The sequence below is a fragment of the Buttiauxella sp. AC038 genome (assembly GCF_979253565.1).
Genome location: NZ_CEEDCQ010000001.1, coordinates 1,569,142 through 1,591,695, shown reverse-complemented (window position 1 = coordinate 1,591,695; position 22,554 = coordinate 1,569,142). Strand labels below are relative to the sequence as shown.

Sequence of the window (22,554 nt, the reverse complement as noted above, 5' to 3'; positions counted from 1 at the left end):
TCGGCGGTATTCAACCATTGCCAGAAGCCTTGTGCAACCTCCCCTAAATAATTCGGGCGGCAAGAAGGCAGCTAACGCACGTGCAGCTTGAAGTATGAAGGGGAAAGATAAAAAAGCAGAAAAACAGGTCCTTCTACGGTAAGATAACGCCCTTTCCTGAATCTAATTGATTGTTAATTTATGCCACAAATATCCCGTTATAGTGACGAACGCGTCGAAGAACTGTTGAGTGAACTGGCGAGCGTGCTGGAAAAGCACCAAACGCCAACCGATCTTTCCCTGATGGTACTGGGAAATATGGTCACCAACCTGATTAATACCAGCGTAGCTTCTGCTCAACGCCGCTCGCTGGCTCGCTCTTTCGCAGAGGCACTGCAAGCCTCCGTGAGCGAAGACAAAGCTCATTAAGGGATTGTAGTTACACGTTATGGTGACTAATCGTCAGCGCTACCGCGAAAAAGTTTCCCAGATGGTCAGTTGGGGACATTGGTTCGCCCTGTTCAATATCCTGCTGGCAACGCTGCTGGGTAGCCGCTATCTATTTGTCGCTGACTGGCCGGCAACACTCACGGGTCGTATCTATTCCTGGCTGAGTGTTATCGGTCATTTTAGTTTTGTGGTTTTCGCCACTTATCTGCTGATTCTCTTCCCGCTGACCTTCGTTGTCATGTCACAGCGCCTGATGCGCTTTATCTCGGCAGCGCTTGCTACCGCAGGCATGACACTTCTGCTTATCGACAGCGAAGTCTTTACTCGCTTCCATCTCCATCTTAATCCGATTGTCTGGGAACTGGTGATTAACCCAGACCAGAGTGAAATGGCGCGAGACTGGCAGCTGATGTTTATCAGCGTACCGGTAATTTTATTGATTGAAATGCTGTTTGCGACCTGGAGCTGGCAGAAACTGCGCAGTCTTGGGCGTCGTAAACACTATGCAAAACCTGTTGTTGTGCTGTTTTTTGTCGCATTTTTCAGCAGCCATATTATGTATATCTGGGCTGATGCCAATTTCTATCGCCCGGTTACCATGCAGCGTGCCAACTTGCCGCTCTCCTATCCAATGACAGCCCGTCGTTTCCTCGAAAAACATGGCTTGCTGGATGCGAAGGAGTATCAACGTCGACTGGTGGAACAGGGTAATCCTGAAGCTGTATCAGTACAGTACCCGCTTAGCGATCTGCAATTCCGTGATATGGGCGCGGGCCACAATGTATTGCTGATTACCGTCGATGGTCTGAACGCTGAATACGCGCCAAAAAACTTGCCAAATCTCAACGAGTTTGCTGCCAGCAACATTAGCTTCAAGCAACATATGAGTGCAGGTAACGGTACCGACAGCGGTATTTTTGGCCTGTTCTATGGGATTTCGCCTGCGTATATGGACGGTGTTTTATCCGCCCGAATCCCAGCAGCATTAATTACTGCATTGAACCAGCAAGGTTATCAATTGGGGCTGTTCGCTTCCGATGGTTTTGACTCATCGATGTACCGCCAGGCTCTGTTGTCTGACTTCTCTTTGCCTTCAGCGCAGAGCCAATCTGACGGACAAACAGCCTCGCAATGGATTAACTGGCTGACGCAGTACGCATCTGATGACAACCGTTGGTTCTCGTGGGTTGCCTTTAACGGCACCAGCATCACGGCAGATACTAATCAGCAAGCCTTTGCTCGCCGCTATGCGCGTGCAGCTGGTAACGTTGATGAGCAAATCAAACGTGTGCTTGATGCGCTGGAAGCCTCAGGCAAGCTCCAGAATACAGTTGTGATTATTACCGCAGGCCACGGTGTGCCTCTTGGCAAAGAGCAGCAAGATTCCTTCGCATGGTCACGTTCACGAATTCAGGTGCCGCTGGTTATCCATTGGCCGGGCACACCTGCACAGACCATTACGAAACTCACCGATCACCAGGATGTCATGACAACGCTGATGCAGCGCCTGCTTCATGTCAAAAACCCAGCGAATGAGTATTCACAAGGTGAAGACTTGTTTGCCGCAACACGCCGTAATAACTGGGTAGTAGGTGCTGATAACAACAGTCTTGCGATTACTTTGTCGACCATGACGCTAGTGCTTGATAACAATGGCAACTACCGGATGTACGATTTGAAAGGCGAAATCATCAAAGAAACCAAGCCTCAACTTGGGTTATTACTGCAAGTGTTGACTGATGAGAAGCGCTTTATTGCCAATTGATTGTATATTTATGAAACAGTTAGCAATAAGCCGTCTTGCAAACGATCGCCAGATAAGTAGTATTATTTTTTATGCTTCGGCACGTAGCGCAGCCTGGTAGCGCATCGTCATGGGGTGGCGAGGGTCGAGAGTTCGAATCTCTCCGTGCCGACCAGAAATATCTTAGAAAGCAGCCTACTATGGCTGCTTTTTTTATGTTTGTATTTTGAATGGGGGTAAACGCCCACTCCTTTTCATCACCAGCACATCTGACCAACGTGTCGTATAACGTGGTGAAAGCATGTCTCTTTTCATCTGCCAGGGTTGCTCTATCCCTTGCCCGGCAAAGTACAACGTTCCTTTGCCTTTCTTCTGATTAATACCATCAATGGTCTGCATCAGAGCGTCACTGTTGGCTCGAGGTGGGTTTTCATCAAAGAGATTTAGCTGGGCAACGCCCTGGCTAAAAAAGTCGCAAAGCATAATTCCAGCTTTTTGATAGTGGTGACCGTTTCTCCAGATAACGTTCAGGCAACGCGTGGCTGCAGCGATAATATCGCGGGTGTCCTGGGTGGGTGTCAGCAGTTTCACCATCGCCTGATTGCCATAGTAAGGTTCACTTGCTGAGAATGGCGATGTTTTGACAAAAGCCGAAATATGGCGGCAATACTGATGCTCGGCTCTTAACTTTTCTGCGGCACGTGCAGCATAACTACATAGAGCCTGGCGCATGTGTTCATACTCAGTAAGACGCTCCCCAAACGAACGTGAACAAATGATCTCCTGTTTCGTGGGAGCAAATTCTTCAAACCCCAGGCAAGATTCACCACGCAGTTCACGAACCGTACGTTCGAGCACCACGCTAAAGTGCTTACGTATAAAACGGGTATCAGTATCTGCAAGTTGCAGTGTGGTTTGAATGCCCATGGCATCAAGTTTTTTGCTGATACGACGACCGATTCCCCACACTTCATTAACCGGTAATGCATGCATGAGTTTGCGCTGGTGATCAACATTGGATAGGTCAACCACGCCACCCGTTTTCAGCGGCCACTTCTTCGCCGCGTGATTAGCAAGCTTCGCCAGTGTTTTAGTTTGGGCGATCCCCACTCCCACGGTTAAATGCGTACGCTGTAAAAGAGTAGTACGTATTTCCCGGCCAAAATCCGCCAGATTGCGACAATTATTCACGCCAGATAAATCACAGAATGCTTCGTCGACGGAGTAAATCTCCACTCGCGGGCAGATTTCTTCCAGCGTCATCATAACCCTACGCGACATATCAGCGTACAACTCGTAATTGCTACTAAAAGCGATAACGCCCTTTTGTCGGAAGAGCTCTTTCTGCTTAAAGTAAGGGCCGCCCATTTGTACACCGCAGTTTTTAGCCTCGGCGTTACGCGCAATAACACAGCCATCATTGTTACTGAGAACCACAACTGGCTTACCTTTCAGATCTGGCCTGAATATGGTTTCACAGCTTGCGTAAAAGCTGTTTACATCAACCAGAGCAAACATGGTTACCTCAATGATTTCACGATGTAAGTGACGACACCAAATACCTCAAGCGCCTCATCGCTGCCAATGCGAACAGGTTTGTAAGCGCGATTGAGCGGTATTAAATGGATAATGGCCCCGAGTTGTAGCTGCCTGACGATAAACTCGCCATTCATTGCTGCAATCACAATATCGCCATGTACCGCCGTTATTGCGCTATTGATCACCAGTAAATCGCCATTGCTGATACCACCCTCAATCATCGAATCGTCAGATGCACGCATGTAGTACGTGGCGGTTGGGTGAATGAACAGCAGTTGGCGAACATCAATGCTCTGTTCTGCATAATCCTGCGCGGGTGATGGAAATGCCCCCACAGTCATGCTCCATACGTCGTTGATTGGCAAAAAATAAAACGAGTTAGCGGTGCCATAAATTCCCTCACGAACAAATACTGTATATATATACAGTATCGTTAAATGCATGGGTCGATCAAGTCACTTGCAGGCAGATTCTTATAACGATTTGAAGACGTGGAGAATTTAATTAGCAGAAAAAGAGCAAGATGAATCGCACCCCAAATTTGCCCTACCGCTTCAGTCCTCACCGTTCTATGCTTAGTTGATGGAGAAAATGACTGAACTGAAACGCACCAAGCGCCTTGCGCTTTCCTTGCTGCTGATTGCGGCAGTGACTTTTGTGATAACCCTCTTTTTGCCACCGGGATTCTGGGTTAGCGGCTTAAAAGCGATTGCTGAAGCTGCTATGGTCGGTGCACTCGCTGACTGGTTTGCCGTTACTGCGTTGTTTCATCGCGTGCCGATTCCTTTTATTTCCCGCCATACGGCGATTATTCCGCGTAACAAAGACCGCATTGGTGACAATCTGGGCATCTTTGTGCAGGAAAAGTTTCTTGATACTCAATCACTCATAGCACTGATTCGCCGCCACGAACCGGCACATATGATTGGCCAGTGGTTCAGCAAGCCCGATAACGCCCAGCGCGTTGGCCAGCATCTGTTGCAAGTGATGAGCGCATTTTTGGATCTGACAGACGATGCGCGTATTCAGCGGTTGATCCGCCAGGCGGTACACAAAGCGATTGATAAAGTCGATTTAACACATTCAAGCGCTCTATTGCTGGAAAGCCTGACCAAAAATAACCGCCATCAGGAATTGCTCGACGCAGTGATTGCTCAAATGCTCACACTGATTAAACGTGAGAGTACGCGGGCGTTTATTGCCCACCAAATTGTCCGCTGGCTGGAAACGGAGCACCCACGTAAAGCCAGCATTCTGCCGACAGAATGGCTGGGGGAACATAGCGCCCAGCTGGTTTCCAATGCGGTCAACTCGTTCCTTGATGATGTCAGCCACGATCAAGGCCACCAGATCCGCCAGGCATTCGATCGAGCCACATTAAAGCTTATCGAGAAACTTAAGCACTCGCCGCAAATGGCGGAAAAAGCAGACAGCATCAAGAGTTATTTGAAAGAGGATGAGGCATTTAACCGCTATCTGGGCGAACTTTGGGGCGATTTGCGGCAATGGCTGAAGGTTGATGTTAATGCTGAGGACTCGCGCGTGAAACAGCGAATTGCTGAGGCTGGACAGTGGCTTGGGGAAACGCTAGTTGCCGACAGCGCGTTACGCGCTTCATTAAACGAGCATCTGGAGCAGGCAGTACAAAAGATCGCACCTGAGTTTGCTACGTTCCTGACGCGTCATATTAGCGACACGGTCAAAAGTTGGGATGCGCAGGATATGTCGCGGCAAATCGAGCTGAATATCGGTAAAGACTTACAGTTTATCCGTATTAACGGCACGCTGGTTGGGGGATCAATCGGGCTGGTGTTGTACCTGCTATCGCAGATACCAGCGGTGCTACCGTTACTGAACTTATAAAGAAAACGCCCGCATCAGCGGGCGTTAGAGAATCAATGGTTTTGTTTCGGTTGGTCGTTGTGACCGACTTTTGAGAAGACGTTAAAGACTTCACCCAATCCATAGATAAGACCGAGAATCACCGCCATAACGATTGGCACCATGACCACGGCAAACACCAAGCTTTTCAATAACTCTAACATGGATGCCTCCAACAAAAGTGAGAACGGCTATTCTAACGACCTGACAGAAAAACGCACTCTCCTTTTGTGCGATTTGCCCAACCCCGCGCAATAGAGGAAAATGGCGTTTTCATTATTGCGGAGAGGTTATGCAAGCTGAAATTTTACTGACGCTGAAACTCCAGCAGCGGCTGTTCGCCGATCCACGTCGTATCGCGCTACTTAAACAAATACAACATACCGGCTCAATTAGCCAGGGTGCGAAGCTTGCAGGCATCAGCTACAAAAGTGCCTGGGATGCCATCAATGAGATGAATCAGTTAAGCGATGAGACATTAGTTGAACGAGCGACAGGCGGTAAAGGCGGTGGCGGCGCGATACTTACACGCTATGGTGAGCGTCTTATCCAACTGTATGAACTGCTCGCGCAAATCCAACAAAAAGCCTTTGATGTGCTGCGTGATGACGCATTGCCGCTCGATAGTCTGCTCGCAGCCATTTCACGATTCTCATTGCAAACCAGCGCCCGTAATCAGCTTTTCGGCACGGTATTGCATCGGGATGGCGAACAAGTACAACAGCACGTGGATATCTTACTGGCTGATGGCACAACACGTTTGCAAGCAGCAATTACGCGTCAAAGCGCAGAACGCCTGGGTTTGAGCGAAGGCAAAGAAGTCCTTGTACTGATTAAAGCGCCGTGGGTGGAAATCACCACCGATGCAAAACGTGCCAGCGGCGCAGACAACCAGCTCACCGGCATTGTCAGCAATATTCAGCAAGGTGCGGAGCAAAGCGAAGTTCTGGTGCAATTACCTGACGGGCAAACGCTGTGCGCTACCGTTCCAAATAACGTGGTGGAAATCCAGAAGCTGGTAGAAGGTGCTGAAGTCATAGCATTTTTTAATGCCGATCGCGTGATTATCGCAACTCTGTGCTAAAAAACCTGGCGAATTGACAACAAGACAGGCAATCCGTAAATCTGAATTTAATGACTGCAAAAAATGGGATGTTCTATGTCGACGTTGCAAATTTCGCAAGGGGTCTTTCACCTTAGCGATACCCGAACTCTGGCCCTTAATGATTTAACCGTTAACGCCGGTGAAAGCTGGGCGTTTGTGGGTGCTAACGGTAGTGGGAAATCAGCCCTCGCCCGCGCACTTGCGGGTTCCCTACCTATACAGAAAGGCGAGCGCCAGTGCTCGTTTTCTCGCATTGCTCATCTTTCTTTTGAACAACTGCAAAAATTAGTCAGCGATGAATGGCAGCGCAATAACACTGACCTGTTGAGCCCGGACGAAGACGACACTGGCCGCACGATGGCAGAAATTATTCAGGATGAAGTCAAAGATGAAAACCGCTGCCAGAAACTTGCCCAGCTTTTTGGCATTACCCCGTTACTGACTCGCCGTTTTAAATACCTTTCAACCGGAGAGACGCGCAAAACGCTGCTCTGCCAGGCGCTGATGTCACAACCTGATTTGCTGATTCTCGACGAACCGTTTGACGGTCTGGATGTGCATTCCCGTGTACAACTGGCAGGGCTATTGGGTGAACTAAGCACGCAGGGTTACACCGTGGTGCTGGTGCTTAACCGCTTCGATGAAATCCCTGATTTTGTACAGCATGCTGGCGTGCTGGCAGATTGCGCGTTGATTGAAGTGGGCGAAAAACAAAAACTACTGGAACAGGCGTTAATCGCGCAACTTGCCCACAGCGAAAAACTAGCAGGCGTTGCGCTGCCGGAAGCTGATGACCCAAGCGCTCGTTACACTCTGCCTGCCGATCAGCCGCGCATTGTTCTGCGTGATGGCGTGGTGGAATATAATGACCGACCTATCCTGCACCAGCTTTCCTGGACGGTAAACCCTGGTGAACACTGGCAAATTGTTGGCCCCAACGGGGCGGGTAAATCGACATTATTAAGCCTGGTAACTGGTGATCATCCCCAGGGATACAGCAACGATCTAACGCTGTTTGGCCGTCGGCGTGGCAGCGGTGAAACCATCTGGGATATCAAAAAGCATATCGGTTACGTCAGCAGTAACTTACATCTGGATTATCGCGTGAGCACCACAGTAAGAAACGTGGTTCTTTCGGGATATTTTGATTCGATTGGTATTTATCAGGCCGTTTCTGACCGCCAGCAAAAACTCGCCAGTGAATGGCTGAACATGCTCGGCATGGACAATGCCATCGCTGATGCACCGTTCCACAGCTTATCCTGGGGCCAACAACGCCTTGCACTTATTGCCCGTGCGTTAGTTAAACACCCGACATTGTTAATTCTGGATGAACCGTTGCAGGGCCTGGATCCGCTAAACCGCCAGTTAGTGCGCCGTTTCATTGATATTTTGATTGGCGAAGGAGAAACCCAGTTGCTGTTTGTCTCTCACCATGCCGAAGACGCGCCTGAATGCATCACTAAGCGGCTGACTTTCGTTGCCAGTGACGATGCGTATCGCTACGAGTTTGAAGATTTATAGCGCCTGAACGACAAAGCTCTTTCCGTCGGGGTGGCTATGTTTTCGTTTAGCCACCCTACTTTCAGACAACCCGCAACATCCTCGTAGCTACCATTTGTTTTATAATCATTTTTACTGTTAAAGGTTGCTGTTGATATATCAGTGTAAACGATTCCACTAATTTATCCCATGTCACACTTTTGCCATCTCTGTTATGCTATGTTTAATACATACCATACGCGTAATGGAGAGCAAAATGAGAGTATTGGTAACAGGTGGTAGCGGTTACATAGGCAGTCATACCTGTGTGCAATTACTACAGAATGGCCATGACGTCGTCATCCTGGATAATCTATGCAACAGTAAGCGTAGTGTATTGCCAGTCATTGAGCGCCTTGGTGGCAAACACCCTTTGTTCATTGACGGCGATATCCGTGATGAAGCATTGCTGGCTGAAATTTTCCACGATCACCAGGTTGATGCGGTTATCCATTTTGCCGGGCTCAAAGCCGTTGGCGAATCGGTTAACAAGCCGCTGGAATATTACGACAACAATGTTACTGGCACCTTGCGCCTGATTTCTGCCATGCGCGCGGCTAATGTCACCAACTTCATCTTCAGCTCATCTGCCACAGTTTATGGCGACCAGCCGCAAATCCCTTACGTTGAAAGCTTCCCAACCGGCACACCTGCAAGCCCATATGGCCGCAGCAAGTTAATGGTTGAACAGATTCTGGCTGATTTGCAAAAAGCCCAGCCGAACTGGAGCGTGGCGCTGCTGCGTTACTTCAACCCGGTAGGTGCGCATCCGTCAGGCGATATGGGTGAAGACCCGCAAGGTATTCCAAACAACCTGATGCCTTATATCGCGCAGGTTGCAGTAGGACGTCGTGATTCACTGGCAGTCTTTGGTAACGATTACCCAACCGAAGACGGTACTGGCGTGCGCGACTACATTCACGTGATGGATCTTGCCGATGGCCATGTTGCAGCAATGCAAACACTACAAGGCAAGCCTGGCGTGCATATCTATAACCTCGGTGCAGGTATCGGTAGCAGCGTGCTGGACGTTATCAACGCTTTCAGTACCGCTTGCGGAAAGCCGGTGAATTATCACTTCGCCCCGCGCCGTGAAGGCGATCTCCCCGCTTATTGGGCAGATGCCTCCAAAGCCGACCAAGAACTTAACTGGCGTGTCAGCCGGACTCTGCAAGAAATGGCAGATGATACCTGGCGCTGGCAGTCTCGCCATCCTCAAGGTTATCCAGACTAAGGAAATGTGATGGAGCAGTTTAACCCGGTGGATCATCCACATCGCCGTTTTAACCCACTAACTGGACAATGGATTCTGGTCTCTCCGCATCGGGCTAAGCGCCCATGGCAAGGGGCCCAGGAAACACCATCACAGGAAACATTACCGACGCACGATCCGGATTGTTTCTTGTGTCCCGGAAATACGCGCGTCACTGGCGATAAAAATCCGCAATATACCGGCACTTTTGTTTTTACTAACGACTTTGCCGCGTTGATGACGGACACCCCAGACGCACCTGAAAACAGCGATCCACTTTTACGTTGTGAAAGCGCTCGCGGTACCAGCCGGGTTATCTGCTTCTCCCCAGATCACAGCAAAACGCTACCGCAACTTTCCGTAACAGCACTTGAAGAAGTGGTCAAAACCTGGCAGGAACAGACTGCGGATCTGGGTAAAACCTATCCGTGGGTGCAGGTTTTTGAAAACAAAGGCGCTGCTATGGGCTGCTCCAACCCCCATCCGCACGGCCAGGTTTGGGCAAACAGCTTCCTGCCAAACGAAGTGGCGCGTGAAGATGTGCTGCAACGTGAATACTTTGCCGAAACAGGCTCGCCGATGTTGGTCGATTACGCACAGCGTGAGCTTAAAGACGGCAGCCGTACGGTGGTAGAAACCGAACACTGGATTGCCGTAGTGCCTTACTGGGCCGCGTGGCCGTTCGAAACGCTGCTGCTGCCAAAAACACATATTCTGCGTATTACCGATCTTAGCGCCGAACAGAGCAGTGATTTGGCGCTGGCATTGAAAAAACTGACCAGCCGTTACGACAACCTTTTCCAGTGCTCATTCCCGTATTCCATGGGTTGGCACGGTGCACCGTTTAACGGTGAGGAAAATGGTCACTGGCAGTTACACGCCCATTTCTATCCGCCACTGCTGCGTAGCGCAACAGTGCGTAAATTTATGGTCGGCTATGAAATGCTGGCTGAAACGCAACGTGATTTAACCGCAGAGCAAGCCGCAGAACGCTTGCGTGCCGTATCCGATATTCACTTTCGCCAATCCGGAGAATAAAAAATGAGTCTGAAAGATAAAACCCAACACATCTTTGCCGAACAATTTGGTTATCCGGCGACCCACACAATTCAGGCTCCGGGCCGGGTTAACCTGATTGGCGAGCACACTGATTACAATGATGGCTTTGTGCTGCCATGCGCTATCGATTACCAGACGGTTATCAGCTGCGCGAAGCGTGATGACCGCATGGTGCGTGTTATCGCAGCCGATTACGATAACCAGACAGATGAGTTTTCGCTCGATAAACCCATCATGAGCCACGACACCCAGCAGTGGTCCAACTATGTTCGCGGTGTGGTTAAACATCTGCAAAAACGCGATAAAAACTTCGGCGGTGCAGATTTAGTGATTAGCGGTAACGTGCCACAAGGTGCAGGCCTGAGTTCATCGGCATCGCTGGAAGTGGCAGTGGGCACGGTGTTCCAGAAGTTATATCACCTGGCACTTGATGGCTCGCAAATTGCCCTGAATGGCCAGGAAGCAGAGAACCAGTTTGTGGGCTGTAACTGCGGCATTATGGATCAGCTGATTTCAGCATTAGGCAAAAAAGATCATGCATTGCTGATCGACTGCCGCACGCTCGGCACCAAAGCCGTTTCAATGCCAAAAGGCGTGGCTGTGGTCATCATCAACAGTAACTTCAAACGCACTCTGGTTGGCAGTGAATACAATACTCGTCGCGAGCAATGCGAAACCGGTGCGCGTTTCTTCACTCAGAAAGCACTGCGCGATGTTGAGCTCTCCAAGTTTAATGAAGTCGCTCATGAGCTTGACCCGATTGTTGCGAAACGCGTACGCCATGTCCTGACTGAAAATATCCGCACCGTAGAAGCTGCTGATGCGTTGGCAAAAGGTGATTTAAAACGTATGGGCGTGCTGATGGCTGAATCTCACGCTTCTATGCGCGATGATTTCGAAATCACCGTGCCGCAAATCGACACCTTAGTTGAAATCGTCAAAGCCACTATCGGTGACAAAGGCGGCGTGCGTATGACCGGCGGCGGCTTCGGTGGTTGTATCGTGGCGCTGATTCCGGAAGATTTGGTTCCAACGGTTAAACAGGCTGTCGAAAAACAGTACGAAGCGAAAACCGGTATCAAAGAAACCTTCTATGTATGCAAACCTTCGGAAGGTGCAGGCCAATGCTAAAAGAAACACCACAGCTCGCACCTGACGGGCAGCCCTTCCGCATCTCCACCCTGCGCAATAGCGCGGGGCTGGTGGTCACAGTAATGGACTGGGGCGCAACCTTGCTGTCATGCCGTGTGCCGATGAAAGATGGAACGGTGCGTGAAACGCTGCTTGGCTGTGAAACGCCAGAAGATTATCTGAATCAGGCCGCTTATTTGGGCGCCACTGTCGGCCGTTATGCCAACCGCATTGCGAACAGCCAGTTTGAGCGCGATGGCGTCACTATTAACGTGACAGCAAATCAGGGTGCACATCAGTTGCATGGTGGACCTGATGGTTTTGACAAACGCCGCTGGCGGATTGTGCGCCAGAATGAGCATGAAGTGCTATATACACTTGATTCTCAAGATGGCGACCAGGGATTCCCCGGCGAGTTGCGCGCAACTGCGCGTTATGCGCTTACCGAAGATAACTGCATCACCGTCGAATTCCGTGCCAAAACCAGTAAACCATGCCCGGTAAATCTGACTAATCACGCTTATTTCAATCTCGATGGTAAGCAAAACGATATTCGCCAACATCGTCTTCAATTGCTGGCGGATACCTATTTACCAGTCGATAGCAACGGTATCCCGCAAGCTGGACTTGCCGATGTTACGAATACAGGATTTGATTTCCGCACGGCAAAAACTATCGCCGACGATTTCCTGCATGACAACGACCAGCTGTTGGTGAAAGGCTACGACCACGCTTTCTTGTTGCAGGCGCAAGGCGATGTCAGCCAACCAGCTGCACACGTCTGGTCGAGCGATAATAAACTGCAAATGACGGTCTATACCACAGCCCCTGCCCTACAGTTTTATAGTGGCAATTACCTGGAAGGAACGCCAGCAAGAGAGCAAGGTACCTATAGTGCTTATCAGGGCCTGGCGCTCGAAAGCGAGTTCCTGCCGGACAGCCCAAATCACCCTGAATGGCCACAACCCGATTGCTGGTTACAGCCAAATGAAGAGTATTTAAGCGTTACGGAATACGAGTTTATTGCACTTTAAATTTCTCGCCCTCCACAATGGAGGGCGATTCTTATCCTGATCGCTGGATTTCCCACCATTTAGCGACAAAAATATAACAACCATTCACATCCACCTTACACTCCACACTCTTTTTCGCTATGTTAAACGTTTAGCATTGCCGCTTGCCCCTTTGCGGCAATATAATGATAATCGTTATCATTAATCGCAGGCTTATTAAGGAGTAAACTATGGCTGTTACTAAGCTGGTTCTGGTTCGTCACGGTGAAAGCCAGTGGAACAACGAAAACCGCTTCACCGGTTGGTATGACGTTGATCTGTCTGAGAAAGGTAAAACTGAAGCGAAAGCTGCAGGTAAACTGCTGAAAGACGAAGGCTACTCTTTCGACTTTGCTTATACCTCAGTGCTGAAACGTGCCATCCATACACTGTGGAATATCCTCGATGAACTGGATCAGGCCTGGCTGCCGGTTGAGAAATCCTGGAAGCTGAATGAACGTCACTACGGTGCGTTGCAGGGTCTGAACAAAGCTGAAACCGCAGAGAAATACGGTGACGAGCAAGTTAAACAATGGCGTCGTGGTTTTGCTGTGACTCCACCAGAATTAACTCGCGATGATGAGCGTTTCCCAGGCCATGACCCGCGTTATGCAAGTCTGACCGACAAAGAGCTGCCAACGACTGAAAGCCTGGCGCTGACTATCGATCGCGTTATTCCTTACTGGAACGAAACCATTCTGCCACGCATGAAAAGCGGCGAGCGCGTGATTGTTGCCGCTCACGGTAACTCCCTGCGTGCTCTGGTTAAATTCCTTGATAACCTGGGCGAAGAAGAAATTCTTGAGCTGAATATCCCAACTGGCGTGCCATTGGTATATGAGTTCGATGAGAACTTCAAACCACTGAAGCGCTACTATTTGGGCAATGCTGATGAAATTGCAGCAAAAGCCGCAGCAGTAGCAAACCAGGGTAAAGCGAAGTAATTCGTTAAATGTGAAAAAGGCGTGGTGAGAACCACGCCTTTTTTATTGTTATCGCGTTAAAACTTAGCCGCGGCGTGCTTTTACTGCATCAGCCAGCTGACGCAGTACGGTTTCGGTATCTTCCCAACCGATACATGCATCGGTCACGCTCTTGCCATAAACCAGCGGCTCGCTACCTTCCAGGTTCTGGTTGCCTTCTACAAGGTGACTTTCAATCATCACACCAGTAATCGCAGCATCACCACCAGAAATTTGCTGGCAAACATCGGCACAAACTTCCATTTGCTTCTTAAATTGCTTGCTGCTGTTCGCGTGGCTGAAGTCGATCATCACTTGGGCAGGCAGTCCAGCTTTTTGCAGATCGGATTTCACCTGAGCAACATGCGCTGCGCTGTAGTTTGGCTCTTTGCCGCCGCGCAAGATGATGTGGCAGTCGCCATTTCCGCTGGTAGTCACGATAGCAGAGTGGCCCCATTTGGTCACAGACAGGAAGCAGTGCGGCGCACCAGCTGCATTGATCGCATCGATCGCAACTTTCATAGTCCCGTCAGTGCCATTTTTGAAGCCAACCGGGCATGAAAGGCCAGACGCCAGTTCACGGTGAACCTGAGATTCTGTAGTACGTGCACCAATGGCACCCCAGCTCATCAAGTCCGCCAGGTACTGCGGGGTGATCATATCCAGGAACTCACCTGCCGCTGGCAGACCAGAGTCGTTGATATCCAGCAATAACTTACGGGCAATACGCAAGCCATCGTTGATCTGGTAGCTGCTGTCCATATGCGGATCGTTGATCAGACCTTTCCAGCCCACCGTTGTGCGTGGTTTTTCGAAGTAGACACGCATAACGATTTCCAGCTCACCTTGCAATTCTTCACGCAGTGTCAGCAAGCGCGCGCCATACTCTTTCGCCGCTTTGATATCGTGAATTGAGCAAGGGCCAATGACAACCAGCAGACGATCATCATTTCCTTTCAGAATTTTATGAATCGCTTTGCGCGCGCCAGATACGGTTGCGGCGGCTTTTTCAGTGGCGGGGAATTTTTCGAGCAGCGCTACTGGCGGTAAAAGTTCGTTGATTTCTTTAATGCGTAAGTCGTCATTCTGATAATTCATGATATTTCCGGGAATGGCCTTGAGATTTAGCTTAGTTGCAATCCCTTCAATCTATCGCTTCAGACCTGAAGTGTAAACGGGCTTTTACACTTCAGGCAGAATATTCCTGGAAACGACCTAAAAAGCGTCAAAAAATGGTAAAAACCCGGTTTCCCGCTACAATTTTTAATTGTAAACACTGAAAAATACTCAATTAGCAAAATTGTATTCTGATGCCGCTTTCATGGCTGACATATTTAGCCGATAAAAGCGCCAGGCACAGAATAAAGCCAGTGCACTGTTGGAAGAAGTTATCCAGCAATAACGACCATAACAGGAGCATTAAATGAATAAATTAACTGCACTTTTCCTGACAGCAACCCTTTCTGTAGCAAGCAGTCTGGCAATGGCCGCTGAAACTAGCGGGAGCAATAACGGCCAGGCAAACGCAAGTGCCGAAGCAGGCCAGGTTGCACCCGATGCGAATCAGAATCTCGCACCCAAAAACGTCGATAATAGCAATATCAATAATGGCGGCACTATGCTTCATCCTAATGGCTCAACCAGCAGTAGCGGTATGACCAACGATGGAATGAGCAAAGAGGAAATCCATAAAAATTCGATGTGTAAGGACGGGAAATGCCCGGATATGAACAAAAAGGTAGAAACCGGTAGCGGAGATGACGTGAACACGAAAGTGGACGGCACCTCGCAGTAAATTAAGCCCGGAAAATTAAGGGGGAGCTTAGGCTCTCCTTTTTTATGAGCGTTATTCAACAAGTTAACAATGTTAGTGTTTATAATTAGCGCATTGTTGCTTTACGGATACAGAGGAACCATGGCGCATACACATCAACATAACCCGAGTGATTCCAACTCCAGGCGCCTTCTGTGGGCTTTTGCCGTCACAGCGCTGTTTATGGTGGCCGAAGTCATCGGTGGTGTGCTTTCTGGCTCGCTTGCCCTACTCGCTGACGCGGGTCATATGCTGACAGATGCAGCGGCATTACTGGTGGCTTTGCTGGCAGTACAGTTTGCGCGCCGTCCACCAAATACTCGCCATACCTTCGGTTGGTTAAGGTTGACGACACTTGCTGCCTTTGTGAATGCCATTGCTCTGGTGGTAATTACGATTCTGATTGTCTGGGAGGCAGTAGTCCGTTTTTACCATCCGCAACCCATAGCCGGCTGGACGATGCTGATTATTGCGTTTGCCGGGTTACTGGCGAATCTATTTTCGTTCTGGATATTGCATCGCGGAAACGAAGAAAAAAATATTAACGTTCGCGCCGCAGCCCTGCACGTTTTAGGAGATTTGTTAGGTTCGGTAGGAGCCATTGCTGCGGCACTGATCATTCTTTGGACAGGCTGGACACCTATTGACCCTATCCTTTCCATCCTGGTTTCGTGCCTGGTGCTACGTAGCGCATGGAGTTTGCTTAAAGAGAGCGTCAATGAGCTTCTCGAAGGCGCACCTCATGCTTTTGATATTCCGGTACTAAAGCGCAAACTGGCCAGAACTATTCCGGAAGTAAGGAATGTTCATCATGTCCATATCTGGTTAGTTGGTGAGAAGCCGTTGATGACTCTGCATGTTCAGGTGGTACCTCCACACGATCATGATGCTCTGCTAGAACGCATCCATCATTTTTTAAAAGAGGAATATCAGATTGAGCATGCCACGGTGCAGATGGAGTATCAGCTTTGCCATGGGCAGGATTGCGATTTAAACGAGCATGACCATCCTGGCCATGCTCATCATCACCACTGATTAGGAAAAGGCGCGTGAGCCACGTTCATGCGCACTTTTGATCCACATGCGGCTACCGTTGAGCGCAATAAACGTCAGGATCAAATACTCCAGCGACATTGCATAGACGCCCTGCAAGGCAAAAACAACCACGCTAATCATGTTAATGATCACCCAAAGTAGCCAGTTTTCGACGTACTTACGAGTCATCAGAATCATCGCCACGATGGACAGTACCATCATGCAAGAGTCCCAGAATGGGAAAGCGTCAGGTTGAAGATCAGGCATCGTTACATTCATGCCTAAAGCCTGCATAACGGAAACCGCCGTATGAGTCAGGAAAGCAAATACTGGGTCGATGAAGATTGTCATCAGTCCAATAGCACCGACGCAGAATACAATCCAGGCCAGCGCCTTAGGTAATGGTAACCAACGGATATGGAGTGCAGCCTGATTGTCACTGGTCTGTCTCGACCAGGCATACCAGCCATAAATATTAGCCGCAAAGAAGAACAGTTGTAGCAGAAGGCTCGCGTAGAGTTGAATCTGGAAGAAAATAATCGCAAATAGAGTGACGTTAATTAAACCAAATGCGTAGTTGCTGATTTTCTCAAGGCTTGCCAGCCAGATACAGAGTAAACCCGCTAGTGTCCCGACTGCCTCAATCCACGATAAATCATACCCGCCAGCCCCGATGGGTATGTGAACCAAAATGTTCTGCGTGCTAAAAAAGTCCATATTCGCTCCTTTTTAAGGTATTCCCAAAATAATTGAAGCTGCATCAAGGATACGTGAACGTAGCCAACGCAGATGCAGCTTCAAATATGACAGGATAAAAACCCTTACGCATTACCCTTAACATTGCGTCGCAACTCAGCGGCAAAATCTAACATTCGATTTAAAGGCACCAGCGCGCCCTCACGCAGCGCAGCATCAACATGGATCTCGTGTGCCGCTCCGCCTTGTTCTAGCCCCTCAGCGATGGCTTTAAGGCCGTTCATCGCCATCCATGGGCAATGTGCACAGGTACGGCACGTTGCACCTTCTCCTGCGGTTGGCGCTTCAAACAATTCTTTATCCGGGCATGCCTGCTGCATTTTGTAGAAAATGCCACGATCCGTGGCCACTATCAGTTTCTTGTGGGGCAACGTTTTCGCTGCAGCAATCAGCTGGCTGGTAGAACCGACAGCATCGGCCAAATCAACGATTGCTTGCGGTGATTCCGGGTGAACCAATACAGCGGCATCAGGATAAAGTGCCTTCATGCGCGTTAGCGCCTGAGTTTTGAACTCGTCATGTACGATACACGCGCCCTGCCAGCACAACACGTCAGCGCCAGTCTGCTTTTGAACGTAATTTCCCAGATGACGATCCGGAGCCCAAATAATTTTCTCGCCCAGACTGTCCAGATGTTCAATTAATTCAACTGCAATGCTGGAAGTCACAACCCAATCCGCACGCGCTTTTACCGCTGCGGAAGTATTAGCATAGACCACCACTGTGCGATCAGGATGTTGATCGCAGAAGGCGTTGAACTCTTCGATTGGGCAGCCGAGATCCAAAGAGCACTCTGCATTCAGAGTTGGCATCAGAACGGTTTTTTCTGGGCTAAGGATTTTCGAGGTTTCCCCCATAAAGCGTACCCCGGCAACCAACAGCGTGGTTGCTGGATGATTGGCTCCGAAACGCGCCATCTCCAGCGAATCAGAGATACAGCCCCCCGTCTCTTCAGCCAGAGCCTGAATTTCAGGATCAGTGTAGTAATGAGCCACCATCACAGCATTCCGCTCTTTCAGCAGACGCTTGATTTTCTCACGGTAAAATTGCTTTTCATCCGCGCTCAAAGGCTGTGGTTTAGGTGGGAAGGGATAAATCGCTGCTTCTGGATCGAACATTACGCTCATAGTGCTTTCTCGTTTGACTGACTTAACCAAATTAGCACTATTCTGGCGAAGACCTACCAGAAATGGCCACGGTTGTTTTGTATGCTAAACAAGATAGCGAATTACGGCGGAATTGTCGTGGGGAATTTACAGTTACCTCAACCCAATGCCTTCTCTCTGCAGCAGGAGGAACTCGTTCAGGCTGTAGAAACGAAAAAAGCGCCAAAAGGCGCTTTTTTCTGAATTTGGTGGGGCGTGCAGGATGATTCGGCCTTTGGCCTCACCCTCCGGGTCGTTGCTACGCAACGCTGTTTCGCTTTCGCTCAACTCGAACCTGCTGCAGGTTCAAACCCTTCACGATTCACTGACTTCGTACTACATCGAAATTGGTGGGGCGTGCAGGATTCGAACCTGCGACCAATTGATTAAAAGTCAACTGCTCTACCAACTGAGCTAACGCCCCGAATGGTGGGTGATGACGGGCTCGAACCGCCGACCCCCTCCGTGTAAAGGAGGTGCTCTACCAACTGAGCTAATCACCCAAACTTCGGTACTACTTCGCACTACTTAAATATTGGTGGGGCGTGCAGGATGATTCGGCCTTTGGCCTCACCCTTCGGGTCGTTGCTATGCAACGCTGTTTCGCTTTCGCTCAACTCGAACCTGCTGCAGGTTCAAACCCTTCACGACTCACTGACTTCGCATTACTTAAATATTGGTGGGGCGTGCAGGATTCGAACCTGCGACCAATTGATTAAAAGTCAACTGCTCTACCAACTGAGCTAACGCCCCGCAATGCGGTTTACTGCTTCTTCAAACACTTACTACATCGAAATTGGTCGGGCGTGCAGGATGATTACTCGTCTCTTCCTGAGACTCGCCCTCCGGGCCGCCGCGAGCGGCGTTCAAAATCGTTCCCGACGATTTTGTCGACCTGCTGCAGGTTCAAACCCTACACGATTCACTTACTTCGTACTGCTTCGAAATTGGTGGGGCGTGCAGGATTCGAACCTGCGACCAATTGATTAAAAGTCAACTGCTCTACCAACTGAGCTAACGCCCCGCAATGCGGTTTACTGCTTCTTCAAACACTTACTACATCGAAATTGGTGGGGCGTGCAGGATGATTCGGCCTTTGGCCTCACCCTCCGGGTCGTTGCTACGCAACGCTGTTTCGCTTTCGCTCAACTCGAACCTGCTGCAGGTTCAAACCCTTCACGATTCACTGACTTCGTACTACATCGAAATTGGTGGGGCGTGCAGGATTCGAACCTGCGACCAATTGATTAAAAGTCAACTGCTCTACCAACTGAGCTAACGCCCCAATTTCGTGTCACTTTCGGTTTGTTTGATATCCCTTGGCAACGGCGGCATATATTACTGATTTAAGATTTTGACGCAACAAGAATTTCGATCAAGATCACCTAATGGCTTGTGTTTTGTCCGGCTTGACCAGAAAAGCAACAATATCTGGTCAGGCCGCACACACTACATCGCATTCAGACGTTTTTGAGCCTGCTTTGCGCCATCGGTATTTGGGAACTGTTTGATCACTTGTTGATACACAGCTTTCGCTTTTGCGGTATCGCCTTTGTCTTGCATGATCACACCGACTTTATACATTGCATCTGGAGCCTTAGGTGATTTCGGGTAATTTTTCACCACAGAGGCAAAATAAAACGCCGCATCATCCTTTTTCCCCTTGTTGTAATTCAACTGACCTAACCAATAATTTGCATTTGGCTGGTAAGTTGAATCCGGGTACTTTTTAACAAAACTCTGAAATGCAGCAAGGGCTTCATCCTGACGGGACTTATCCTGCACCATGGCAATAGCCGCATTGTAGTCGCTGTTAGCGTCACCACCTTGCGCAGGTGCGGCTGCTGCAGGTGCCTGAGCTGCCGCACCAGCATCAGGTGTAGCTGCCGCTGCAGCCCCCTGATCGGTACTACCAGCCGCTTGTCCTGCTGCTGCACCACTACCAAGGCTGTCTATCTGCAATAAAATTTGCTTCTGACGCTCAACAACCTGATTCAATTGGTATTGGCTTTCCTGAATTTGACCACGCAGGGAATCAATATCATTTTGATTATCAGAGAGTTGTTGTTGGAGTTGGGTTAAAAGTTGACTATGAGCGTTAGAAATACGCTCGAGTTGAGTGACACGGTCTTCGACCGAGCCTGAGCCGACACTACTGATTGGCGCCTGAGCAGTAGCGGCCCAGGGGGCCGCTATGCCAACCAGTAACGACAGACTCAACAAGTGATGTCTGAGGTTACTGTTCATGCAGTTCTCTTAGTAAACCAGTACGGCACGACGGTTTTTAGCGTAAGCCGCTTCGTCATGACCCAGTACTGCTGGTTTTTCTTTACCGTAAGAAACGATGGAGATCTGGTCTGCAGAAACGCCTTTACCTTGCAGGTACATCTTAACAGCGCTAGCACGACGCTCACCCAAGGCAATGTTATATTCCGGGGTACCACGTTCGTCCGCATGACCTTCTACGGTCACTTTGTAAGATGGGTTGCTACGCAGGAAGTTAGCGTGTGCATCCAGCATTGCAGCGAAGTCAGAAGAAACATCATACTTATCCAGACCGAAGTATACGATGTTGTTCTGTTGCAGCTGTTGCATCTGCAGGCGAGCCTGTTCTTCAGATGACATGTTGCCATTGCTACCGTTAGCGTCCATACCAGTGCCGGCGCCCAGCATACCTTCGCCGCTCTCGTTGTTGGCGCTCTTGTTAGAACTACACGCAGCGATTGCCATAACAGGCAGTGCCAGCATCAGCCCTTTCAGCACTTTGTTCAGTTGCATTTCTTTGATCCTTTAATATTTTATTATCACAGATACGGCGACCAGGCAGGAGATTTAACCTGACCATCGGTTGCCGGAAGACGCGCTTTGAAACGCCCATCTGTTGAGACCAGATTCAGCACAGATCCCATCCCCTGAGAAGAGCTGTAGATTACCATCGTGCCGTTAGGTGCCAGACTTGGCGTTTCATCCAGGAACGTTGACGATAAAGTTTGTACGCCACCCGCTACCAGATCCTGTTTGGCGATGTGTTGCTGCCCACTATTGGAGCTCACCATCACCATAAACTTACCGTCGGAACTCACATCAGCATTCTGGTTCTGAGGACCTTCCCAGGACAGACGCTGTGGAGCACCACCGTTGATATTCACTTTATAAATCTGCGGACGCCCAGCCTGGTCAGAGGTATAAGCTACATTCTGGCTATCCGGGAACCACGTTGGTTCAGTATTGTTGCTGCGTCCATCAGTCACCTGACGAATCTGACCAGAAGCTATGTCCATAACATACAGGTTCATACTACCGGTTTTAGATAGCGTGAAGGCCAGTTTGCTGCCGTCTGGAGAAAACGCTGGCGCACCGTTATGACGAGGGAACGAAGCTACCTGACGAATTGCACCATTTGCCAGAGTCTGGATAACCAGAGCAGAACGGCCACTTTCAAATGTTACATAAGCCAGTTTGCTGCCGTCAGGAGACCATGCTGGTGACATCAGCGGTTCAGGAGAACGTTTGACAACATTAGTGTTGTAGCCATCGTAATCAGATACGCGCAGTTCATACGGGAACTGGCCGCCGTTAGTCTGCACCACATAAGCGATACGAGTACGGAACGCACCTTTAATGCCTGTCAGCTTCTCAAACACTTCATCACTTGCGGTATGACCAGCATAGCGAATCCACTGTTTGTTCACCTTGTAGGAGTTCTGCGCAAGCACAGTACCAGGTGCACCAGAAGTATCAACCAACTGGTAAGCAACGGTATAGCTGCCATCACCGTTTGGTGTAACCTGGCCTACAACAACGGCATCAATACCCAGAGCAGTCCACGCGGCCGGTTGCACTTCCTGAGCGGAGCCAGGCTGCTGCGGTAAGCGTGAACGATCCAGTGGATTGAATTTGCCGCTGTTACGTAAGTCTGCTGCAACGATGCCACCAATATCTTCTGGCGCGGCACCAGGGCCTCCCCATTTAAATGGCGCAACACCAATTGGACGTGCTGAGTCCACCCCTTGGGTGATCTCAATACGGACTTCTGCGTGCAGTACTGCTGCCCACAGCATTAAAAAACTTAAAGCTACTCGAAATGCCTGCTTCATCATATCTCCCTT

Annotated in this window: 20 protein-coding genes, 6 tRNA genes, 3 other RNA genes and 1 pseudogene; 13 read left to right on the top strand and 17 right to left on the bottom strand. The window is 49.5% G+C overall.

The features are described from left to right. Positions 1 to 180: 180 nt before the first annotated feature. The 3 genes from AC0IXI_RS07660 to AC0IXI_RS07650 all read left to right on the top strand — a co-directional run bounded on the left by AC0IXI_RS07660 (position 181) and on the right by AC0IXI_RS07650 (position 2,348). Positions 181 to 408 (top strand): YejL family protein, encoded by a 228-nt coding sequence (locus AC0IXI_RS07660; RefSeq protein WP_034458713.1) that lies wholly within the window; start codon positions 181 to 183, stop codon positions 406 to 408. Between the two features lie 19 nt (positions 409 to 427). Then, positions 428 to 2,194 (top strand): LPS biosynthesis-modulating metalloenzyme YejM, encoded by a 1,767-nt coding sequence (gene yejM / locus AC0IXI_RS07655; RefSeq protein WP_471682187.1) that lies wholly within the window; start codon positions 428 to 430, stop codon positions 2,192 to 2,194. Between the two features lie 77 nt (positions 2,195 to 2,271). Further along, positions 2,272 to 2,348: transfer RNA gene (locus AC0IXI_RS07650), tRNA-Pro, on the top strand. Between the two features lie 38 nt (positions 2,349 to 2,386). Here AC0IXI_RS07650 and AC0IXI_RS07645 read toward each other — a convergent pair. Together AC0IXI_RS07645 and umuD are read right to left on the bottom strand one after the other, a co-directional pair. Then, on the bottom strand, positions 2,387 to 3,691 hold the full coding sequence (locus AC0IXI_RS07645) for a Y-family DNA polymerase (protein ID WP_471682186.1): 1,305 nt from the start codon (positions 3,689 to 3,691) through the stop codon (positions 2,387 to 2,389). Between the two features lie 2 nt (positions 3,692 to 3,693). Next, a pseudogene (gene umuD / locus AC0IXI_RS07640) lies at positions 3,694 to 4,038 on the bottom strand (translesion error-prone DNA polymerase V autoproteolytic subunit); the annotation flags it as partial. Between the two features lie 256 nt (positions 4,039 to 4,294). Here umuD and AC0IXI_RS07635 point away from each other — a divergent pair. Then, positions 4,295 to 5,575 carry a DUF445 domain-containing protein gene (locus tag AC0IXI_RS07635; RefSeq protein ID WP_134185202.1) on the top strand — a complete coding sequence of 427 codons (1,281 nt, stop codon included), beginning with the start codon at positions 4,295 to 4,297 and terminating at the stop codon, positions 5,573 to 5,575. 32 nt (positions 5,576 to 5,607) lie between these two features. Here the strand turns inward: AC0IXI_RS07635 and AC0IXI_RS07630 are convergent, their stop codons facing one another. Then, the gene (locus AC0IXI_RS07630) at positions 5,608 to 5,757 is read right to left on the bottom strand and encodes an AcrZ family multidrug efflux pump-associated protein (protein ID WP_064512573.1); all 150 of its coding nucleotides are present in this window, start codon (positions 5,755 to 5,757) and stop codon (positions 5,608 to 5,610) included. A gap of 128 nt (positions 5,758 to 5,885) precedes the next feature. Here AC0IXI_RS07630 and modE point away from each other — a divergent pair, with 128 nt between their 5' ends. The 7 genes from modE to gpmA all read left to right on the top strand — a co-directional run bounded on the left by modE (position 5,886) and on the right by gpmA (position 13,678). Beyond that, entirely contained in the window at positions 5,886 to 6,677 is a 792-nt protein-coding gene (gene modE, locus AC0IXI_RS07625; RefSeq protein ID WP_134185200.1) for a molybdenum-dependent transcriptional regulator, read from the top strand. Between the two features lie 75 nt (positions 6,678 to 6,752). Continuing rightward, complete coding sequence (gene modF / locus AC0IXI_RS07620; RefSeq protein WP_471682185.1) at positions 6,753 to 8,222, top strand: molybdate ABC transporter ATP-binding protein ModF; 1,470 nt, start codon at positions 6,753 to 6,755, stop codon at positions 8,220 to 8,222. A 235-nt stretch (positions 8,223 to 8,457) separates the two neighbouring features. Then, positions 8,458 to 9,474, top strand: coding sequence for a UDP-glucose 4-epimerase GalE (gene galE, locus AC0IXI_RS07615; protein WP_134185196.1), 1,017 nt, complete (start codon positions 8,458 to 8,460; stop codon positions 9,472 to 9,474). A 9-nt stretch (positions 9,475 to 9,483) separates the two neighbouring features. Continuing rightward, positions 9,484 to 10,530: a galactose-1-phosphate uridylyltransferase gene (gene galT / locus AC0IXI_RS07610; RefSeq protein ID WP_410369616.1), complete on the top strand. Its 1,047-nt coding sequence runs from the start codon at positions 9,484 to 9,486 to the stop codon at positions 10,528 to 10,530. Between the two features lie 3 nt (positions 10,531 to 10,533). Further along, positions 10,534 to 11,682: a galactokinase gene (gene galK / locus AC0IXI_RS07605; RefSeq protein ID WP_134185192.1), complete on the top strand. Its 1,149-nt coding sequence runs from the start codon at positions 10,534 to 10,536 to the stop codon at positions 11,680 to 11,682. Next, complete coding sequence (galM, locus tag AC0IXI_RS07600) at positions 11,676 to 12,716, top strand: galactose-1-epimerase (RefSeq protein ID WP_424222637.1); 1,041 nt, start codon at positions 11,676 to 11,678, stop codon at positions 12,714 to 12,716. Before galK ends, galM begins: the two co-directional genes overlap by 7 nt. A gap of 209 nt (positions 12,717 to 12,925) precedes the next feature. Further along, entirely contained in the window at positions 12,926 to 13,678 is a 753-nt protein-coding gene (gpmA, locus tag AC0IXI_RS07595; RefSeq protein ID WP_471682184.1) for a 2,3-diphosphoglycerate-dependent phosphoglycerate mutase, read from the top strand. A gap of 63 nt (positions 13,679 to 13,741) precedes the next feature. Here the strand turns inward: gpmA and aroG are convergent, their stop codons facing one another. Then, on the bottom strand, positions 13,742 to 14,794 hold the full coding sequence (aroG, locus tag AC0IXI_RS07590; RefSeq protein ID WP_064554946.1) for a 3-deoxy-7-phosphoheptulonate synthase AroG: 1,053 nt from the start codon (positions 14,792 to 14,794) through the stop codon (positions 13,742 to 13,744). Between the two features lie 325 nt (positions 14,795 to 15,119). Here aroG and AC0IXI_RS07585 point away from each other — a divergent pair, with 325 nt between their 5' ends. Together AC0IXI_RS07585 and zitB are read left to right on the top strand one after the other, a co-directional pair. Then, on the top strand, positions 15,120 to 15,491 hold the full coding sequence (locus AC0IXI_RS07585; protein ID WP_471682183.1) for a YbgS-like family protein: 372 nt from the start codon (positions 15,120 to 15,122) through the stop codon (positions 15,489 to 15,491). 120 nt (positions 15,492 to 15,611) lie between these two features. Then, complete coding sequence (zitB, locus tag AC0IXI_RS07580; protein ID WP_413498657.1) at positions 15,612 to 16,544, top strand: CDF family zinc transporter ZitB; 933 nt, start codon at positions 15,612 to 15,614, stop codon at positions 16,542 to 16,544. Here the strand turns inward: zitB and pnuC are convergent, their stop codons facing one another. From pnuC to tolB, 13 genes are all read right to left on the bottom strand, one after another. After that, on the bottom strand, positions 16,545 to 17,261 hold the full coding sequence (pnuC, locus tag AC0IXI_RS07575) for a nicotinamide riboside transporter PnuC (protein WP_064512594.1): 717 nt from the start codon (positions 17,259 to 17,261) through the stop codon (positions 16,545 to 16,547). It lies immediately after the preceding gene. A 104-nt stretch (positions 17,262 to 17,365) separates the two neighbouring features. Then, the gene (nadA, locus tag AC0IXI_RS07570) at positions 17,366 to 18,427 is read right to left on the bottom strand and encodes a quinolinate synthase NadA (protein ID WP_232867031.1); all 1,062 of its coding nucleotides are present in this window, start codon (positions 18,425 to 18,427) and stop codon (positions 17,366 to 17,368) included. A gap of 225 nt (positions 18,428 to 18,652) precedes the next feature. Then, a non-coding RNA gene (locus AC0IXI_RS07565) (RtT sRNA) lies at positions 18,653 to 18,778 on the bottom strand. A gap of 15 nt (positions 18,779 to 18,793) precedes the next feature. Further along, positions 18,794 to 18,869, bottom strand: a tRNA-Lys gene (locus AC0IXI_RS07560). Between the two features lie 3 nt (positions 18,870 to 18,872). Then, positions 18,873 to 18,948: transfer RNA gene (locus AC0IXI_RS07555), tRNA-Val, on the bottom strand. A gap of 33 nt (positions 18,949 to 18,981) precedes the next feature. Further along, positions 18,982 to 19,107: non-coding RNA, RtT sRNA (locus tag AC0IXI_RS07550), on the bottom strand. A 15-nt stretch (positions 19,108 to 19,122) separates the two neighbouring features. Then, positions 19,123 to 19,198, bottom strand: a tRNA-Lys gene (locus AC0IXI_RS07545). A 195-nt stretch (positions 19,199 to 19,393) separates the two neighbouring features. Next, a tRNA-Lys gene (locus AC0IXI_RS07540) sits at positions 19,394 to 19,469 on the bottom strand. 44 nt (positions 19,470 to 19,513) lie between these two features. Next, a non-coding RNA gene (locus AC0IXI_RS07535) (RtT sRNA) lies at positions 19,514 to 19,639 on the bottom strand. Between the two features lie 15 nt (positions 19,640 to 19,654). After that, a tRNA-Lys gene (locus AC0IXI_RS07530) sits at positions 19,655 to 19,730 on the bottom strand. 164 nt (positions 19,731 to 19,894) lie between these two features. After that, positions 19,895 to 20,692 carry a cell division protein CpoB gene (gene cpoB / locus AC0IXI_RS07525; RefSeq protein WP_413498658.1) on the bottom strand — a complete coding sequence of 266 codons (798 nt, stop codon included), beginning with the start codon at positions 20,690 to 20,692 and terminating at the stop codon, positions 19,895 to 19,897. A 9-nt stretch (positions 20,693 to 20,701) separates the two neighbouring features. Next, on the bottom strand, positions 20,702 to 21,223 hold the full coding sequence (gene pal / locus AC0IXI_RS07520) for a peptidoglycan-associated lipoprotein Pal (protein WP_064512605.1): 522 nt from the start codon (positions 21,221 to 21,223) through the stop codon (positions 20,702 to 20,704). Positions 21,224 to 21,249: 26 nt separating this feature from the next. After that, the gene (gene tolB, locus AC0IXI_RS07515; RefSeq protein ID WP_034458746.1) at positions 21,250 to 22,542 is read right to left on the bottom strand and encodes a Tol-Pal system beta propeller repeat protein TolB; all 1,293 of its coding nucleotides are present in this window, start codon (positions 22,540 to 22,542) and stop codon (positions 21,250 to 21,252) included. Between the last annotated feature and the right edge of the window lie 12 nt (positions 22,543 to 22,554).

What these genes read in the sequence shown, in the direction of transcription:
- AC0IXI_RS07660 (WP_034458713.1), top strand. Translation starts at nt 181, where the DNA reads ATGCCACAAATATCCCGTTATAGTGACGAACGCGTCGAAGAACTGTTG.
- yejM (WP_471682187.1), top strand. Translation starts at nt 428, where the DNA reads ATGGTGACTAATCGTCAGCGCTACCGCGAAAAAGTTTCCCAGATGGTC.
- AC0IXI_RS07645 (WP_471682186.1), bottom strand. Translation starts at nt 3,691, where the DNA reads ATGTTTGCTCTGGTTGATGTAAACAGCTTTTACGCAAGCTGTGAAACC.
- AC0IXI_RS07635 (WP_134185202.1), top strand. Translation starts at nt 4,295, where the DNA reads ATGGAGAAAATGACTGAACTGAAACGCACCAAGCGCCTTGCGCTTTCC.
- AC0IXI_RS07630 (WP_064512573.1), bottom strand. Translation starts at nt 5,757, where the DNA reads ATGTTAGAGTTATTGAAAAGCTTGGTGTTTGCCGTGGTCATGGTGCCA.
- modE (WP_134185200.1), top strand. Translation starts at nt 5,886, where the DNA reads ATGCAAGCTGAAATTTTACTGACGCTGAAACTCCAGCAGCGGCTGTTC.
- modF (WP_471682185.1), top strand. Translation starts at nt 6,753, where the DNA reads ATGTCGACGTTGCAAATTTCGCAAGGGGTCTTTCACCTTAGCGATACC.
- galE (WP_134185196.1), top strand. Translation starts at nt 8,458, where the DNA reads ATGAGAGTATTGGTAACAGGTGGTAGCGGTTACATAGGCAGTCATACC.
- galT (WP_410369616.1), top strand. Translation starts at nt 9,484, where the DNA reads ATGGAGCAGTTTAACCCGGTGGATCATCCACATCGCCGTTTTAACCCA.
- galK (WP_134185192.1), top strand. Translation starts at nt 10,534, where the DNA reads ATGAGTCTGAAAGATAAAACCCAACACATCTTTGCCGAACAATTTGGT.
- galM (WP_424222637.1), top strand. Translation starts at nt 11,676, where the DNA reads ATGCTAAAAGAAACACCACAGCTCGCACCTGACGGGCAGCCCTTCCGC.
- gpmA (WP_471682184.1), top strand. Translation starts at nt 12,926, where the DNA reads ATGGCTGTTACTAAGCTGGTTCTGGTTCGTCACGGTGAAAGCCAGTGG.
- aroG (WP_064554946.1), bottom strand. Translation starts at nt 14,794, where the DNA reads ATGAATTATCAGAATGACGACTTACGCATTAAAGAAATCAACGAACTT.
- AC0IXI_RS07585 (WP_471682183.1), top strand. Translation starts at nt 15,120, where the DNA reads ATGAATAAATTAACTGCACTTTTCCTGACAGCAACCCTTTCTGTAGCA.
- zitB (WP_413498657.1), top strand. Translation starts at nt 15,612, where the DNA reads ATGGCGCATACACATCAACATAACCCGAGTGATTCCAACTCCAGGCGC.
- pnuC (WP_064512594.1), bottom strand. Translation starts at nt 17,261, where the DNA reads ATGGACTTTTTTAGCACGCAGAACATTTTGGTTCACATACCCATCGGG.
- nadA (WP_232867031.1), bottom strand. Translation starts at nt 18,427, where the DNA reads ATGAGCGTAATGTTCGATCCAGAAGCAGCGATTTATCCCTTCCCACCT.
- cpoB (WP_413498658.1), bottom strand. Translation starts at nt 20,692, where the DNA reads ATGAACAGTAACCTCAGACATCACTTGTTGAGTCTGTCGTTACTGGTT.
- pal (WP_064512605.1), bottom strand. Translation starts at nt 21,223, where the DNA reads ATGCAACTGAACAAAGTGCTGAAAGGGCTGATGCTGGCACTGCCTGTT.
- tolB (WP_034458746.1), bottom strand. Translation starts at nt 22,542, where the DNA reads ATGAAGCAGGCATTTCGAGTAGCTTTAAGTTTTTTAATGCTGTGGGCA.